Origin of the sequence: Breznakiella homolactica (assembly GCF_016616095.2) — a bacterium.
Classification (GTDB): Bacteria; Spirochaetota; Spirochaetia; order Treponematales; family Breznakiellaceae; genus Breznakiella; species Breznakiella homolactica.
On record NZ_CP067089.2, the window covers coordinates 3,222,483 to 3,238,268 of the forward strand.

At 52.7% G+C, this 15,786-nt stretch carries 17 protein-coding genes; 16 read left to right on the top strand and 1 reads right to left on the bottom strand.

All coding sequences use genetic code 11. From position 1 onward, the window contains the following. Positions 1 to 35: 35 nt before the first annotated feature. The 16 genes from JFL75_RS14555 (at position 36) to JFL75_RS14630 (ending at position 14,266) form a co-directional block, all read left to right on the top strand. Complete coding sequence (locus JFL75_RS14555; RefSeq protein WP_215627404.1) at positions 36 to 818, top strand: hypothetical protein; 783 nt, start codon at positions 36 to 38, stop codon at positions 816 to 818. Positions 819 to 832: 14 nt separating this feature from the next. Then, the gene (locus tag JFL75_RS14560; protein ID WP_215627405.1) at positions 833 to 1,972 is read left to right on the top strand and encodes a hypothetical protein; all 1,140 of its coding nucleotides are present in this window, start codon (positions 833 to 835) and stop codon (positions 1,970 to 1,972) included. A gap of 10 nt (positions 1,973 to 1,982) precedes the next feature. Then, positions 1,983 to 2,957: a hypothetical protein gene (locus tag JFL75_RS14565; protein WP_215627406.1), complete on the top strand. Its 975-nt coding sequence runs from the start codon at positions 1,983 to 1,985 to the stop codon at positions 2,955 to 2,957. A gap of 47 nt (positions 2,958 to 3,004) precedes the next feature. Further along, entirely contained in the window at positions 3,005 to 3,949 is a 945-nt protein-coding gene (locus JFL75_RS14570) for a hypothetical protein (protein WP_215627407.1), read from the top strand. Between the two features lie 146 nt (positions 3,950 to 4,095). Then, positions 4,096 to 5,115 (top strand): LacI family DNA-binding transcriptional regulator, encoded by a 1,020-nt coding sequence (locus JFL75_RS14575; protein ID WP_215627408.1) that lies wholly within the window; start codon positions 4,096 to 4,098, stop codon positions 5,113 to 5,115. Positions 5,116 to 5,215: 100 nt separating this feature from the next. Beyond that, positions 5,216 to 6,547 (top strand): ABC transporter substrate-binding protein, encoded by a 1,332-nt coding sequence (locus JFL75_RS14580; RefSeq protein WP_215627409.1) that lies wholly within the window; start codon positions 5,216 to 5,218, stop codon positions 6,545 to 6,547. A gap of 55 nt (positions 6,548 to 6,602) precedes the next feature. After that, positions 6,603 to 7,490 carry a carbohydrate ABC transporter permease gene (locus JFL75_RS14585; RefSeq protein ID WP_215627410.1) on the top strand — a complete coding sequence of 296 codons (888 nt, stop codon included), beginning with the start codon at positions 6,603 to 6,605 and terminating at the stop codon, positions 7,488 to 7,490. Further along, positions 7,487 to 8,332 carry a carbohydrate ABC transporter permease gene (locus JFL75_RS14590; protein WP_215627411.1) on the top strand — a complete coding sequence of 282 codons (846 nt, stop codon included), beginning with the start codon at positions 7,487 to 7,489 and terminating at the stop codon, positions 8,330 to 8,332. The genes JFL75_RS14585 and JFL75_RS14590 overlap by 4 nt, the downstream gene beginning before the upstream one ends. A 49-nt stretch (positions 8,333 to 8,381) precedes the next feature. Beyond that, a complete protein-coding gene (locus JFL75_RS14595) occupies positions 8,382 to 9,332 on the top strand; it encodes a class II fructose-bisphosphate aldolase (protein ID WP_215627412.1) in 951 nt (316 codons plus the stop codon). Next, a complete protein-coding gene (locus tag JFL75_RS14600) occupies positions 9,329 to 10,264 on the top strand; it encodes a 1-phosphofructokinase family hexose kinase (protein ID WP_215627413.1) in 936 nt (311 codons plus the stop codon). Before JFL75_RS14595 ends, JFL75_RS14600 begins: the two co-directional genes overlap by 4 nt. After that, positions 10,261 to 11,178 (top strand): family 43 glycosylhydrolase, encoded by a 918-nt coding sequence (locus JFL75_RS14605; protein ID WP_215627414.1) that lies wholly within the window; start codon positions 10,261 to 10,263, stop codon positions 11,176 to 11,178. The genes JFL75_RS14600 and JFL75_RS14605 overlap by 4 nt, the downstream gene beginning before the upstream one ends. 183 nt (positions 11,179 to 11,361) lie before the next feature. Beyond that, on the top strand, positions 11,362 to 11,589 hold the full coding sequence (locus JFL75_RS20985; protein WP_215627415.1) for a helix-turn-helix domain-containing protein: 228 nt from the start codon (positions 11,362 to 11,364) through the stop codon (positions 11,587 to 11,589). Beyond that, positions 11,507 to 11,725 carry a helix-turn-helix domain-containing protein gene (locus JFL75_RS14615; protein WP_215627416.1) on the top strand — a complete coding sequence of 73 codons (219 nt, stop codon included), beginning with the start codon at positions 11,507 to 11,509 and terminating at the stop codon, positions 11,723 to 11,725. The genes JFL75_RS20985 and JFL75_RS14615 overlap by 83 nt, the downstream gene beginning before the upstream one ends. A gap of 155 nt (positions 11,726 to 11,880) precedes the next feature. After that, positions 11,881 to 12,612: a class I SAM-dependent methyltransferase gene (locus JFL75_RS14620; protein ID WP_215627417.1), complete on the top strand. Its 732-nt coding sequence runs from the start codon at positions 11,881 to 11,883 to the stop codon at positions 12,610 to 12,612. A 328-nt stretch (positions 12,613 to 12,940) separates the two neighbouring features. Further along, entirely contained in the window at positions 12,941 to 13,777 is an 837-nt protein-coding gene (locus JFL75_RS14625; protein ID WP_215628619.1) for a hypothetical protein, read from the top strand. A gap of 24 nt (positions 13,778 to 13,801) precedes the next feature. Continuing rightward, positions 13,802 to 14,266, top strand: a complete 465-nt coding sequence (locus tag JFL75_RS14630; protein ID WP_215627418.1) for a hypothetical protein — start codon at positions 13,802 to 13,804, stop codon at positions 14,264 to 14,266. Positions 14,267 to 14,359: 93 nt separating this feature from the next. Here the strand turns inward: JFL75_RS14630 and JFL75_RS14635 are convergent, their stop codons facing one another. Next, positions 14,360 to 15,649 carry a solute carrier family 23 protein gene (locus JFL75_RS14635; RefSeq protein WP_215627419.1) on the bottom strand — a complete coding sequence of 430 codons (1,290 nt, stop codon included), beginning with the start codon at positions 15,647 to 15,649 and terminating at the stop codon, positions 14,360 to 14,362. Positions 15,650 to 15,786: the final 137 nt, after the last annotated feature.

Here is a 15,786-nt window from a genome sequence, read left to right on the forward strand (position 1 = left end):
CGAAGCAGTCAGCCGGAGGAGAGGGCCTTACAACCATGGAAGTGCACCACAACATTGCCATGGTTTTTCAGCGGCAGCGGCCTGCGGTGGTCTCGGAAAACTCCGAAACCACCGTAATTGAGGCGGATGCCACCGTTGTCCTGGATGGCCCGGTTTCGGAATTGCGGTTGGGGTCCGGGGCATTCACCGGCTGCAGACTGGTGCTTATCAACAACACAAACCACAGTGTTTCGCTTCTCGGCAATGACCAGGTTACGGAGATTAAGCCCTATAAAATGCTTGAACTGTTCTGGTTTGGTTCAAGATCAACCTGGGCATCGATGTATGATTTTGAAAACCAAGTAACCGTTCCCTTAGGTACCGTAATCACCTGTTCCGACAGAAAAAACAAAAGCGGATACCTCTATGCCAATGGTTCAGCATTCTTTCCGGAGCTATATCCGGAATTCTACGAACTCTGGAAAACTTACAAATTGGGTTATGACCACTTCGGAATGCCGCGCCTTCCGGATCTGAGAGGTGTTGTTTTCAGGATGGCTGACGATGGGATTGGATTCTCAACCCAGCAGAAGGTATTCCAGTTTGAACCTGATGCAATCAGGAATATTACCGGACAATTTGACGCGCAGGGGTATGATGCCTGGAAGTCGGACTACGGAGCATTTGTGGTTGCAGCATATGGATACGTTGACGGCGGCACATCCGGTTCCGGGAGTTTTGCCCGGGACAGAAGGTTTGACGCGTCCCGGGTTGTCCCGGTGGCCCATGAAAACCGGGTTAAGAGCAAAGCGGTGTATCCGTTTATCAAAGTTTTATAATTAAGGAGAACATAATGTATTCAAACGAACAGGTAATCGAGGCGGTTAATAATCTTTCAGAAAAATACAATACCCTTTACGAGGATTTCGTCCGGCTTCACACTAAGGCAAATGTGGGACAGCCCCTATATTCAAATGCCTATATTCCCTACGAAGGCCACACGGACCACAGTTTTCCCGAAGGACAAACCATACAGACGTTTATCAATGATAATATTCAGAAAATCGGTACCGCAGCCGCCGCAAATTACGGGGCCTGGAACAACAGAAATATGATCACCCTGTCCGCCATGACCGCCGTCCCCAATATTGATACGGCGCCGGTGAATTACGTTGTTCTCAAAATACAGACCGAGTATCTCGATAAAAACAAGGATGGGACGTTTTTCCTGCTCCACGCTGAGGCGGACAGCCATAGCCATGGACAGGTATGGGTATGGACCGCTGATCCCGTTTCAAAAACCCTAAAAAAATGCCTGGGGTGCAGCTCCGGGGATAAGGCAAGCGGGGAAGGACAGAGTTTTCAGAAAGGGCCCGACAATGGCCAGGCTTTAATACTGCGGTACCACCATTGGATCTGTTTTAATTTTGAAAAAGAGGATTTGATTACCGATGATGAAGGTTTCGCGTATTTCGCCATTGCGTGCACCAATGCGCTGACCTATATCAGCGGCTGGGCAATCGCGAACCGCAATACGGAGTTCTTCTGGACGCCGGTAATTAATCCTGCTTCAAAGCGTTACAGCAACATCGGCGCAATAACATATGAAAACAGCAACTACGCCGGCGTAGGCTTATCCCATCAGGCCCCCGCGACAACCCAGCAATATTATATTCCATATAATAAATCCCGGGAGTTGTATCTTGTTTTTATTGATAACACGATAATGCACAAACCAACCGCAACAATCGAAAATCCCAATTGGGGAGGAGAAGCGCCGGAAATATTAATCAGGAACAGTGTGGGAAATTTTTCCAGCCTGATCACTTATAATGGGCAGCCCTATGTTTTCAAATATTTTAAGCTGACACAGGACTTTGTTGAAAATAACACAGTGGTAAAACAGGGATTAAAGTTGCTTGAAATCAATCTGAAAATTCTCAAATCAGAAAGGGTCTTTCATTTTTCAGGTATTTATACGGAAAATGCATAAGGAACACACTATGGCAGTAATAGATTTAACGTTACGTAATTTTTCTATTCCCAATTTTCCTTCATTAATCCCACCCTTCGGGACAAAAAAACCCGAAGAAGGCGAAGGCCTTTCTTCCATAGAAACCCACCGCAATATTGCCATGGGGTTCCAGCGGCAGCGGCCGGTGACGATTTCGGAAAACTCCGAAACAACGGCTGTTGAAGCGGACGCGACCATTGTTCTGGCCGGCGCCGTATCGGAACTGGCTTTAGGTAACGGCGCGTTCATCGGCTGCAGAGTAATCCTCATAAACAAGTCCGGACACAAAGTAAAACTGATTGGCGGTGATTCTGCACAGTATATATATGCCAATAAAACCCTGGAATTGTTCTGGATGGAATCATCCTGGGAAAGCCTGATACATAGCATTGTCGGCAGCCATGTGTTCACCGCTATATCCGACCCGGTGGAATTATCCCGGCGGCGCTGGCTCCTGCTTGACGGCCGGGTCCTTCCCATTCTTCCTGATTACGATGAACTGGTGGATGTGATCTGGCGCGGCGTGGAGAGCAACGGAACGGTGGAAACCTATTACAGATGCGACGAAGACGGAACACGGAACGCCGGAGGTGGTTATTTTAAATTCCCTGACGGCCGGGGAAGGGTTATACGCTCCGCCGGCCGGGGTGATCCGGTGCCGGATAAGGACGGATTGCCAATTGATATCGCAAATGTTTTGTATGACGGAAAAGACGTGGGAGATCGTATTGATGATGGGATACGAAATATAAAGGCAGGGTTCGGCGGATTGCCTACCATGCATGTGTCGGCAGCTTCCCTTGTAAGCGGGTCAGGAACATTTTCACTTGGGGGTGGTGTGGGATATTCCGGTGTGGATCCCTTTCTATGGGGATTTTTTGGAATTGATACTTCGTTAACATTACCAACCTCTCCCTGGAACCGTGACGCCTCCTTATCGGCGAATATGTGTTTGGTGTATTAATCCGGCAGGGATATCCTGATTCTTATTTTTATTTTATCGAGGTATATATGGCTATTATTGACTTAACCCTTAACAATTTTCTCATTCCGAATTTTCCTTCCCTCAGTCCGTCTTTTGGTACGAAAAAAACAAAAAACGATGAAGGGCTGTCCTCGGTTGAAATTCACCATAACATCGCCATGGCATTCCAGCGCCAGCGGCCTGTGGTGGTTTCAGAGAATTCAGAAACCACCGAGATCGGCGCTGACGCAACCCTTGTTTTTAACGGAACCGTATCGGAAGTATCCCTAGGCTCAGGGACGTTTATGGGCTGCAGGCTGATATTGATTAACAACACCGGACACAAAGTAACAGTACACAGCAGCGATGAAATAAAATACATCTACCGGGATACAATGACGGAACTCTTCTGGTATGGATCATGGGTATCCCTGGTAAAAACAAATGTCGGCAATATTGTCCATACCTCGATTTCCGATGAGGCCGAGCTTGCCCGGCGGCGGTATTTGAAGCTGGATGGAAAATGTATTCCTGTTTCCGATTATGAAGAACTGGTGGACACGGTCTGGCGCGGCTCGGAAACCAACGACGCTGTCCAGGCATTTTTTAAATGTGATGGGGATGGAACCAAAAACGCCGCTGGGGACCATTTTAAATTACCCAATGTTATGGGCAAGGTGCTGAGAGCGGCAGGAAAGGGGGATCCAATCCCGGACAGATTGGGAGCTCCCTCCACAAACAGGTATGACGGAAAAGAAATAGGCGACAGCATTACTGACGCGATACGGAATCTCTACGGCTCCATAAGTTTTAAACCCGATTCGGGTAACTCACCATCAGGGGCTTTTTATGCGGCCGGAGAAGGCAACTGCAGTGGGGACAGCGGCCCTAAGTATGTCCGTTATGTCAACTTTGATGTATCCCGCATTGTCCCCACCGCCCCCTGGAACCGCGACGCCTCCGTATCCGCCAATGTCTGTATTATTTACTAAAAGAGAGCACCACGGTTATATACGAGTATTTATTCTCATGTTTAGAAGTACCCCCTCCGGCGGAAATGACCGGAGGGGAGAAAAAACTTGACAAATCAGCGATAATGAGGTTATCGTATAGAAAACGTTTTCTATTGGAGTTCGGAGTGGCTAAGAAAAACGGGACCATCAAGGATGTGGCCGAAAAAGCGGGGGTTTCAATTTCCACGGTTTCCCGGGTAATCAACGGCAATTATCCCGTTCACGCGGAAACAAAGAAACGGGTCCTCGAGATTATTGACTCGGTAAACTACAAACCCAATTCCATCGCGAAAAATCTCCGCAGCAGCAAATCCAACATGATCGCCCTCATCGTCGCCGATATCAGCAACTATTTTTTCATGCACCTGGCAAAGGGCTTGGAGAAGGTCGTCGCCGAGCATGGTTTTAATATCCTCATCGCCAGCAGTGATGGGGACGTGAACAAAGAACGGGTGCTCCTCAAATCCATGCACCAGGAACGGCCCGCCGCGCTGGTGATTACCTCCTTTGATTCCGACGGAACCCATATCAGGGATTTTACCGACAGCGGTATTCCCGTGGTGATGGCGGACCGTTTTATCGGAGGCATCGACTGCGATTGTGTGTATATGGATGATTTTAACGCGTCCTACATGCTCACAAAACACCTTCTCGATCTGGGCCACCGGAAAATCGCCATCGCAAATGTCCTGCTTTCCATCAGTTCCGGGAGGAGCCGGTATAAGGGCTATCTCAAAGCCCTTTCGGAAAAAGGCCTTAAGCCCCAAAGCCCTTACGTAAGCAGCGGTAATTTCGACGCCGAAAGCAGCCAGGCCTGGGTCCGCGGTTTGTTTAAACAGAAATCTCCAGCCACCGCTTTGGTCTGCGCCAACAATATCATGACCGTGGGAGCCCTTATGGCGTTCCGGGAACTTTCACTGGAAATCCCCAGGGATGTTTCCCTGGTTTCCATCGGGGAAATTCCCCTCCAGGAGCTGATTCATCCGAAGGTAACAAGCTGCCTCCACGACGGGTTCCGGATGGGGGAACTTGCCGGGGGCATGGTTACGGACCGGCTCATCCAGGGATACAGCAGTCCCGGCCGGAAGAAAATCCTGCGGAGTGAATTCATCGACTACGGCTCAACCGCCAAGGTTGGGAGGTAGATATATTTTGCGCTGATAGAAAACGATTTCTATCGGGATTGTTTTCTATAGAAAACGTTGTCTATAGACGGCGTATAGTTTCTATGAAAAGGAGAAACCTATGAAAAAGGTTTGTTTGTTCATGAGCTGCTGTATACTGACCTCGATGATGCTCATTTCCTGCGGCGGCGGATCGGAAAAGGCGTCCGGCGGCGGTTCCGGGGCCGTAACCATGAAGGAGATCACCCTTCCCGAGGGACCGGTCACCATCAATATGATGGGGGGCGCCCACCTGATCACCACCACCCAGGCGGCCCTTAAAAAGTACATGGCCGACCACCCCAATGTGACCATAAACTTCGAGAAATACTCCTACGCCGAATATCCGGTCAAAATGCGGCTCCAGCTTTCCAACGGCGACGCGGTTCCCGATGTCGTCCTGGTGCACGATATTTTTATTCCCCAGTTTGTTAAGTCCGGCTGGCTTCTGGATCTTACGGACATGATTCCCATGGACCAGGTTCTTCCCACCATGGACAACGCCAGCGCCGGCGGAAGGATATACGGACTTCCGAACCAGGCGTCGACGGTATTCGCCTTTATGTACCGCGGCGATGTGTACGATCAGCTGGGACTCGAACCACCGGAAACCTGGGACGAATATTTTGAGCAGGCCCTCAAACTGAAGGACGCGGGATACTACGCGGGAGCCATGGATCCTGCGAATCCCAACGATTATTTCCTCTGGTACATGGGTATGCTCGGGGGAAGTCTCTTTGACCGCCAGGGGAAGGTATCGCTGTACAAGGCGGAGGAAGCTCTGGAAATGCTCAAGAAAGCCTACGACGCCGGGGTCTTCCTCAAGAGCGGCCAGACCTCCACCGAAGGTGATTACTGGACTGTTTTCAACGAAGGCAAAATAGCCGCCTTCCCGGGGATGTCCTACGAAGCGTCCCGGTACCTGACCAACATGGATCCCAAGAGTCCCGCCTACGGAAACCTCAGGCTCGCTCCGGCGATGCGGTTCTCCCAGGACGGGCCCCTCAATTTTTCCGTGGACACCACCTTCTTTTCGGTGAACAAAAATTCAAAGAATCTTGAAGCCGCCCTGCACCTGGTGCAGTACCTCACCCTTTCGGAGGAAGGCTGCCTCGCTTTCGCGAATGTGGACGGCGAGGGGATCAACGCGACCTATACCACCGCGTACATTCCGGGAATCCGGAAAGTGGTTGAGCAGGGAACCACCCCGTGGCCCCAGTTCGGCGGCCAGCGGGTCATCTCCGATGTGGCGAAAATCCTTCTCGATACGCTGCCCTCCATTCCTTACAAGGACGCCCGGTCACCCGAAGCGGAGGACATTGCAAAACGGATTGTGGGGGACATGTTCGTCAACGGTAAAATGACTCCCGCGGAAACCGTCGCCAAACTGAGAACCGAACTGGAACGGCTGTAGCGGGATTCAACGGGAAGAAGCAGTGGTCCCAGGGAACCAAAGGGAGAACAGGGGTATGAAAAATACAATACAGAAAATCGCGAAGAACAAACACTGCTATATCTGGATTTCTCCGTTCTACATCGTGTTCGCGGTATTTACGGTATATCCCATGCTGTATGGCCTCTGGGTCAGTCTGACCAATTCCAACGGGTTCGACGCGCCCCGGTTTATCGGGTTCACAAATTACCTGCGGCTTTTCCAGGATCCCCTGTTCTGGAAATCCCTCTGGAACACCCTGGTCCTCTGGGCTCTCATCGTTCCCCTGCGTACCCTGCTGGCCCTGGTTTTCGCGGCGGTACTCAATTCACCCCATACCGTGGGGCGGCGGGTTTATTCGGTTATTATGCTGCTTCCCTATGTGACCGCGGTTCTCGTTATCGCGAATATTTTCCGGATGCTTTTTACCACCCAGGGCGGGCTTATAAATGTCCTCCTGGGTCACATAGGAATTCCGCCCGTGGGCTGGCTCGATACGGTGCAGATGTCGAAGATATCTATCGCCATAATGAACATCTGGCGGATGACCGGGTACTTTACCATCGTCATGCTCGCGGGGATGCAGAAGATTTCATCCTCCGTAAATGAAGCCGCCAGCCTCGACGGCGCGGGACCGTTCAGAAAGTTTTTCTCCGTAACCGTTCCTTTGATGAAGCCGGAAATATTTTTTGTATTGCTCATCTCCACCATCTGGGTCCTCCAGAACATGGGGGATGTCATGGTGCTCACCCGGGGCGGCCCCCTCAATTCATCCCTGAATCTGGTGTATTACATTTACCAGAACGCGTTCCTGTATTCCAAAGTCGGTTACTCCTCGGCCATGTCCTATGTATTGTTTCTGCTGCTCATGGGATTCAGCGTGCTTTCGGTTAAGCGGAATGTTTCCGGGGACGGCGCAAAATGAAAATCCGGAGGGTAAAAAAATATATCGGAACATTTTTTTCGCTGGCGGCCCTGGCGGTTGTGGCGGTAATAACCTGTTATCCCTTTCTTATGATGATCATGGGGAGCTTTAAGGAAGACTACGAAATATTTACCATGAACCCGTCGTTTTTCCCCAGGGACGGATTCAACTTAAAATTTTACCGGAAGCTTCTGGCGGAGTGGCCCTTTATACGGAACCTGCTCAACAGTGTCATTGTCACCGCCTCGGTAACCGCCATAGGATGTTTCTTCTGTACCCTGGCGGGGTTTACCTTCGCCAAGTACCGGTTCCCCTTTAAAAACGGGCTCTTCCTGGTGATGCTTTCGTCCATGATGATTCCGAGCATCTCCCTGATTGTGCCCACCTATCTCGTGGTCCGGGGCATGGGCGGCCTCAACCAGTACTGGTCGCTGATTCTTCCCGGAAGCATTCCCGCCTTCGGTATTTTTATGATCCGGCAGTTCGCCGTTTCCGGGGTGCCCGACGAGTCCCTGGAATACGCCCGGGTGGAAGGCGCCTCGGAATGGAAGATCCTGATGAAGATCGCCTTTCCCATGCTGTCGCCGGCCATATTTTCCCTGGCGATTCTGACCTTTATGAACACCTGGAACGATTTTCTCTGGCCGATCATCATCACCACGAAAAAGGAAATGCTCACCGTCACCGCGCTGCTGCGTTCCATCGGGGACGCGTCCCTGGCGGGCGGCTTCGGGGTGCTGCTGGCGGCCACCACCCTGAGCACCATACCCATGATCGTCCTGTATCTCCTGTTTCACAAAAAACTGATCCAGGGAATTCTCGACGGCATGGGAAAGGAATAACTGCCGGCGGAAAGCCGGATTGCTGTAAATAAACTGAAAAGGAAAGGCCATGTTGGTACAGGCACGGGAACTATTTCACCATTCCCTCGAGAACAAGTATATGACCGGGGCGTTTAATGTTTTTAATTTCGATACGTTGACGGCGGTTGTCGCCGCCGCCGAAGCGGAGCGGTCTCCGGTAATTATCCAGGTATCCATGGGCGCCAGAAAATACGCCGAGGATTTTCGCTTGTTCCTGGAATGTATACACAAAGTCATCGAAACCTGTGCGGTACCGGTTCTCCTCCAGCATGACCACTGCTCAACCTTTGAAGCCTGCCGGGAAGCAATCGAATGGGGAATCCCCGCGGTGATGTTTGACGGTTCCCATCTGAGGTTTGAGGAAAACATCGAGCGGACCCGGGAGCTTGCCGGTTACGCCCATGCCCGGGGTGTCTGGGTGGAGGCTGAACTGGGTTCCCTCCCGGGATTTGAGGATGAAGTTTTTTCCGCCGAAAACAAATACACCGAACCGGATCAGGCGGCCCGTTTTATAGAAGAAAGCGGCTGCGACGCCCTGGCGGTGGCGGTGGGCACATCCCACGGCGGGGTCCTGTCGGACGAGAGCCTGCCCCTCGCTTTTGACCGGCTCGCGGAAATCCACGCGGCGCTGCCGGACTTTCCCCTGGTGCTCCACGGCGGGGCTTCCCTGGAAAAGGACCTCATCGACGCCGTCAACGCCGCGGGCGCCCGGGTTCCGTATCTGCGCAACGCTTCGGAAGCGGATGTTTCCGAATGCCGCAGGTACGGCGTATGCAAAGTGAATATGGATGTGGACAACTTCATGGCCTACACAACGGCGGTGCTGGAGACCCTCAGGGAAAAACCGGACAAGTACGACCCCCGGGTGTACCTGCGTCCGGCCAGGGATGCCTTTAAAAATCAGGTGCGGCATAAGATGAGAAATGTCCTCCGCAGTTCGGACAAAGCCGGGTTGTTCGCGGGGAGTAAAATTGTATGATACGGGCGCTGTGTCTCAATCCCGCGGTGGACAGGTTTTACAACATCGATAATTTTACCCACGGGTTCCAGTTTAAAAATAATATTCCCCACATCGCGGCGGGCGGCAAAGGCATCAATGTCGCCCGGGCCGCGGCGGGATTGGGCGCGGAGGTTGAAGTCCGGGGATTTATCGGCGGTCCCAACGGAGAATTTATCCGGGATGAAATGGAGCGCTGCGGCTGCCGGTCCGACTGGATAACGGTTCCGGACAATACCAGGGTAACCATCAACATCATCGATAACGCCGGAAAGAAGGAAAGTGAAATTGTAGAAGCCGGTTTTACGGTGCCGGAGGATCTGGCGGAGGAATTCCTGTTCCGCCTCCGCGGGGATACCGTGAAGGGTGATGTCATTATCTGTTCGGGGCTGTCCCTGCCGGGACTGCGGGACAGCATCTACCGGGAAATCAGCGGCCTCTGCGCCGAGGCCGGGGCGTACTGTTTCCTCGATACCAGCGGCGATCTTCTGACCGCCTCCATAGGCGGGAGATACCTGTTCGCGAAACCGAACATGCATGAGCTGCTTGCCCTGTACGGGGAAACGGAATACCGGGATGAGGAACAGCTTGCCGCCCTGGGCCGCCGGATGCGGGACAGCGGCATTGAACAGCTCATGGTATCCATGGGGAGCCGGGGCGCGCTGCTTCTTCTCAATGATAAAACCTACATGGCCGCGGTACCGAAGGTTAAGGCTGAAAAAACCATCGGCTGCGGCGACGCCGCGGTCGCGGGCTACGCCGTGTCGTTCATACACGGAAATGACCCCCCGCGTTCATTGGCCTTTTCCATGGCCTGCGCGGTGGCCAATTCCATGAATCGGGAACTGAAAAGTCTCGATGGGGATATTATCAGGGATTTGCTCCCGCAGATCCACATTACGGAGTTACCATGAAACATGAAGAGCTGAGAAGGGTAAAGCAGGTCTGGACCGGAACCGAGGGGCTGCCGGCGGATAACAACCATGATCCCTCAAATATTCTGTACGTCGGCGGAAAGTACTATCTCTGGATAACCCAGCACGAACACGGAAAACCCTACTGTCCGTTTAAGAACTGTAAAATCATGTATACCACATCCCCGGACGGGTACCGCTGGGAACCGCTTAGGGACGCGCTGCTCCCTTCGGCGAAGGGCTGGGATTCCGCCGGGGTCCTGACCGCGAACGTTCTCTTCTATAATAATACCTACTATATGTTTTATACCGGGGTGGACGCGGGCTACGATGTCAGCCATACCGACCGGTATGTGGGTATTGCCCGGGCGGATTCTCCCGGCGGACCCTGGACCCGGGCCGGAGACACTCCTGTCCTGGGGCCCAGCAGGACAGGTTTCGACGCTGACTCCGCGGACGATGTCACGGTTATTCCCCGGGACGGGAAATTCTGGATGTACTACAAAGGTATGTATCCGGGGCTGGACGGTAATTATTCGGAGGTGGGGATCGCCATGGCCGATTCCATTACCGGACCGTACACACGGTACGGACACAACCCTGTCATGGTAGGCCACGCCTTTGCGGTCTGGCCGTATAAGGACGGGTACCTCTATCTTTCGGGACGGAAGGACACCAATGAAGGAACCGTGTACAACAGCAGTCCCGACTGGCATGACCCAAGGGGAACTCAGAGCCTTTTCTGGAGCGGCGATGGGATCCATTTTGAAGCCTGCTGTCCCTTCGAAAACCGGGCTCCGGGAATCTTTGTCGGTTCCGAGAGCGATATAACGAAATGCTGGGGCGTCAGTGTCAAAACCCGGAACCGCGACCAGGGCCGGTATATAGAACGGTTTGATTTCATTCTTGAGTAAAATACAGCCCTCCGGATAAACCTGTCTTACATCAGCGGAGCTGTTCCGGCTTCGGACCCTCGGCGGTCCGGGGCTTTTTTTATTAACCGGTCTTATTTTTATTGTCCGCTGTTTTTTAGTACATTCCTTCTGCGGATCTAGTCTCCGGGCGCAGCCCGGGACCGGATTCCGTACGGAGGAATTATGATTCCATGTTTGACCCTGCAGGAAACCGCCCGATACCTTGGCGTCGAGGAACGGCACGTTTATTACCTTGCAGAGATGGGTTACCTTGAGGGCTGGAAAATACGGTCGGAATGGCGTTTTTACAAAGGGGCGGTGGAACGGTATGCTGGAGGAACGGACATTAAGCGAATTAACGGAAAATCTTCCCGCTATTCTGACGATAAAGGATACGGCTTCTTTTCTTAACTGCTCATCCCTGACCGTACGGCGGCTGATCAGGGAAAACGCACTCAGGGCATACCAGATTCCCGAAGACCGTAATCAGTGGAATATCAGCCGCCATGATTTTCTTGATTACCTGTCCCGTCATTCCAATTTGTGACAGCTGCGCCGCCCGGATGCCGGACGCATCCTCCCAACCCCTGGACCTGTTTTAACCATGCTTCCGGGGTCAGGAAGTAATTATAATGCGGCTGCCTGACTGCGATACTGTACTTTATCGGGATTTTCTAGTATCACTGTTCCGGTGGGTAATGTATGAAAGAAAACAAGTACGATGACGATACTTTTTTTGCGCAGTATAAGAAAATGCCCCGTTCCGTGGATGGCCTCAACGCCGCCGGGGAATGGCACGAGCTGAAGAAGATGCTCCCGGATTTGCGGGGTAAACGGGTGCTCGATCTCGGCTGCGGATTCGGGTGGCATTGCCGCTACGCCGCCGACCAGGGGGCGTTTTCGGTGGTCGGTGTGGATATCTCCGAAAAAATGCTCGCCGAAGCCCGGGAAAAAACCACCTCTCCCAAAGTTACCTACATCAACAAAGCCATAGAAGACGCGTATTTCGATTCAAATTCCTTCGATGTGGTGCTCAGTTCCCTGGCGTTCCATTACCTTGAATCCTTTGAGGAAATCGCCGGCAGGGTTTCTTCCTGGCTCGACGAAGGCGGCTCCTTTATTTTTTCCGCCGAGCATCCTGTATTTACCGCCCAGGGAAAACAGGCCTGGTACTACGACGATGCGGGGAATATCCTGCACTGGCCGGTGGACCGGTATTTTTCCGAAGGAAGCAGGAAAGCGGTTTTTCTCGGCGAGGAAATCACGAAATACCATAAAACACTCACCACCTACATAACGACGCTTCTGGATCAGGGGTTTACAATTACCGGATTTGCGGAGCCTAAGCCGGAACCGGCGATGCTTAAGCAGATTCCGGAAATGAAAAATGAACTCCGCCGTCCCATGATGTTCCTCGTTTCCGCCAAAATATAACCAATGACCTTTGTAAATATGACATACCGCCGTCAGCTTTGATCTATTATAGTTAATGGTATATATGTCCTGATGGAGGAATACCTAGGGCAATCGTATGCCCCTTCATCTGCGGCAGGGTAACCGCAGTATACTGGGCAGCGGCACAGCAGCATGGTGGAAAAAGGTAGCGTGGGGTGTCTGAGGTAAGGGGAAAGGCGCGACTTTCGAGACCTTTAGGTCGACGAGGAGCCCTTCCACCTTACCTCAGACGGGCCCCCTGGCATTGGTATTTCCATACTGCTGTGGAGAATTCTAACGAAATGCAGTTACCCTGGAGGAAAAAACCATGCTCGAAATTCCCGAAAGCCATACCCTGGCGGCGCAGCTTAACGAAACTGTCGGCGGTAAAACCATTACCCGGGTCATTGCCGCCGCCGCTCCCCACGGATTCGCCTTTTATTTCGGCGACCCCGGAAATTACCCAAAACTGCTGGAGGGTGAAAAAATCCGGAATGCCGCCGCTTACGCGGGCCTGACGGAAATAAGCGCCGGCGGGAAACGGATTCTCTTCGGCGACGGGACCAATGTCCGGTACCTTGAGCCCGGAGCTGAGCCGCCGAAGAAACACCAGCTCCTGGTCACCTTCGGCGACGGTTCCTCGATTGTCTGCACCATCCAGATGTACGGCGGTATATGGGCGTTTCCCGACGGGAAAAACGACAGTCCTTACTATAAGGTTGCCAAAGAAAAGCCCAGCCCCTTGTCCGACGCCTTTGATGAAGGGTACTTCATGACCATCTGCGGCGAAGCGAAACCAACCCTCAGCGCCAAGGCGCTGCTCGCCACGGAGCAGCGTATTCCCGGACTCGGCAACGGTGTGCTCCAGGATATCCTTTTCACCGCGGGGATAAATCCCAAAAACAAAATTAATACCCTGACACAGAAGGATCTCAAGGGGCTGTACAAAAGCATCAGGAAAACCCTCAAAGCCATGACCGACAAAGGCGGCAGGGATACGGAAAAAGATCTCTTCGGAAAAAACGGCGGATACAAAACCATTCTGTCAAACAACACCCTCAAAGATCCGTGCCCGGTCTGCGGCGGGACTATTATCAGGCAGGCGTATCTCGGTGGCAATGTGTATTACTGCCCCGTATGCCAGCCCCTTAAAAAGCAGCCGTAATTCCGGATGGGAGAATAAAAGCGGATGAAGGATTCGGATATAACCATTGTTCATCAGGAGGAAGACCGTACCATCTACGGTCTCTGGATGAAATCCAGCGACCGCCGGATAGCCCGGGATATTCCCGAGCTGTCGAAAAAGTACTCCCTTATTACTGGCCGGCCGGGGCAGGTGCCGTTTTTCGTGGTAACCAAAGGGTACAATCCCGGGGACGGCAGTTTCCAGCTTTTTATCGGCGGCCAAGACGCGGCTCCGAAACTGGAAGTCGCCCTGCTTCCCGGGGGTGACTACGGTATTACCACTGTACGGCCGCTGCTGGGATTTTTATGGGGGGCCGCCATCGGAAGGGCAAAACAATATTTCTATACCCGGTGGCTTCCTGCCAGCGGGTATTCTTCCCATAATATGGAGTTTGAATTCCACAGCAGTAAATCCCTGGGGAGCCATCCTTCGGTGGATTTATATTTCCATATCGGCCCGAAACAATAAGGGGCTGCCATAGCCGGCCTCAAAGCAAACCTCATGGAACCGGCGGGGAATAAAAAAGCCCCGGATCAGGTCCGGGGCTGTGCGGCGGCTATGTCAGTCTTCGTCCTTGATGACCGCCCGGCTTTTGGGGAAAACCAGGTTCAGAACAATACCCACCACCGTGGCAAGGGCCACGCCGGCAAGTTCAAACTCAACACCTCCGGTGATGTTGAACGCCAGCCGTCCGCCGCCGATTCCGATGACGAAAATTACCGAGGAAATAGTTAGGTTCCGTTTGTCCTTGTAATCGACTCCGCTCTCCACAATGGTCCGCAGTCCGCTGGAAGCGATGATACCGAAGAGCAGCATGGAGATTCCGCCCATGACCGCCGTGGGGATAGTCTGTATCAGGGCGCCGAATTTCTGGACACACGACAGGATTACCGCGATGACCGCGGCGCCGCCGATAACCCAGACCGAGTACACATGGGTTATCGCCATGACGCCGATATTTTCACCGTAGGTTGTGTTGGGAGGGCCGCCCCAGAGTGCAGCCCACGCGGTGGCCAGGCCGTCTCCGGCGAGGGTCCGGTGGAGCCCGGGGTTCTTGTAAAAATCCTGGCCCACGACTTTACTCGTTACCAGAGTATCCCCCAGGTGCTCACAGATAGTGGCCAGGGACACAATAACAAAGGTCAGGATCGGCACAAGACTGAACTTGGGTATGCCGAAGCGGGGGAATCCGAACCACGGCGCGTCCCGTACCACCTGAAAATCAATGATGTGATAGGCGGGGAAAAAGAGTCCCATTATCAGGGTAAACAGGTACCCCGACACCAGTCCGATAAGAATGGGAATGGTGCTGAAGAATCCCTTAAGGAAGATGTTGGACACCACGGTTACGCCCAGGGTTACGGTGGCGATGGAAAGCATAACCAGGCTGTAGTTTCCCGCTCCGTCGTACATGGCCATGTTCATGGCGGTGGGCGCCAGGTTGAGCCCGATTACCACGATAACAGAACCGATTACCACAGGGGGCAGGGCTTTATCCAGCCAGGCCGTTCCGGCGAATTTAATTATCAGCCCGACGAGACAGTAAAATATACCCGCCACAAAGGCGCCTCCCAGGGCATAAGCCATCCCGTGGGACGCGCTTATGGCAATGATCGCCGGAATAAACGCGAAGGATGAACCCAGAAACGCCGGGACTTTGGCACCGGTGACAAGAATGTAAATAAGTGTTCCCGTTCCCGCGGTAAAAAGCGCTGTTGAGGGACTCAGTCCGGTCAGCAGCGGCACCAGGATGGTCGCCCCGAACATAGCAAATACATGCTGGATGCTCAAGGGTATCCAGTAACCCAAACGCGGCCTGTCCTGGGGCCCCAAGATTTCATGGTGACTCATGTGCTATAATCCTCCTTAACCGTTTCTGCATAACAGTATAAAGTTTTTTTGATCCGTGTATAGGCCGGCAGGAAAAAACGCCCGGCGGGTCTATGATTTTTGCCGGCCCTTGGATATGATTTTACCGGGTCTGACAG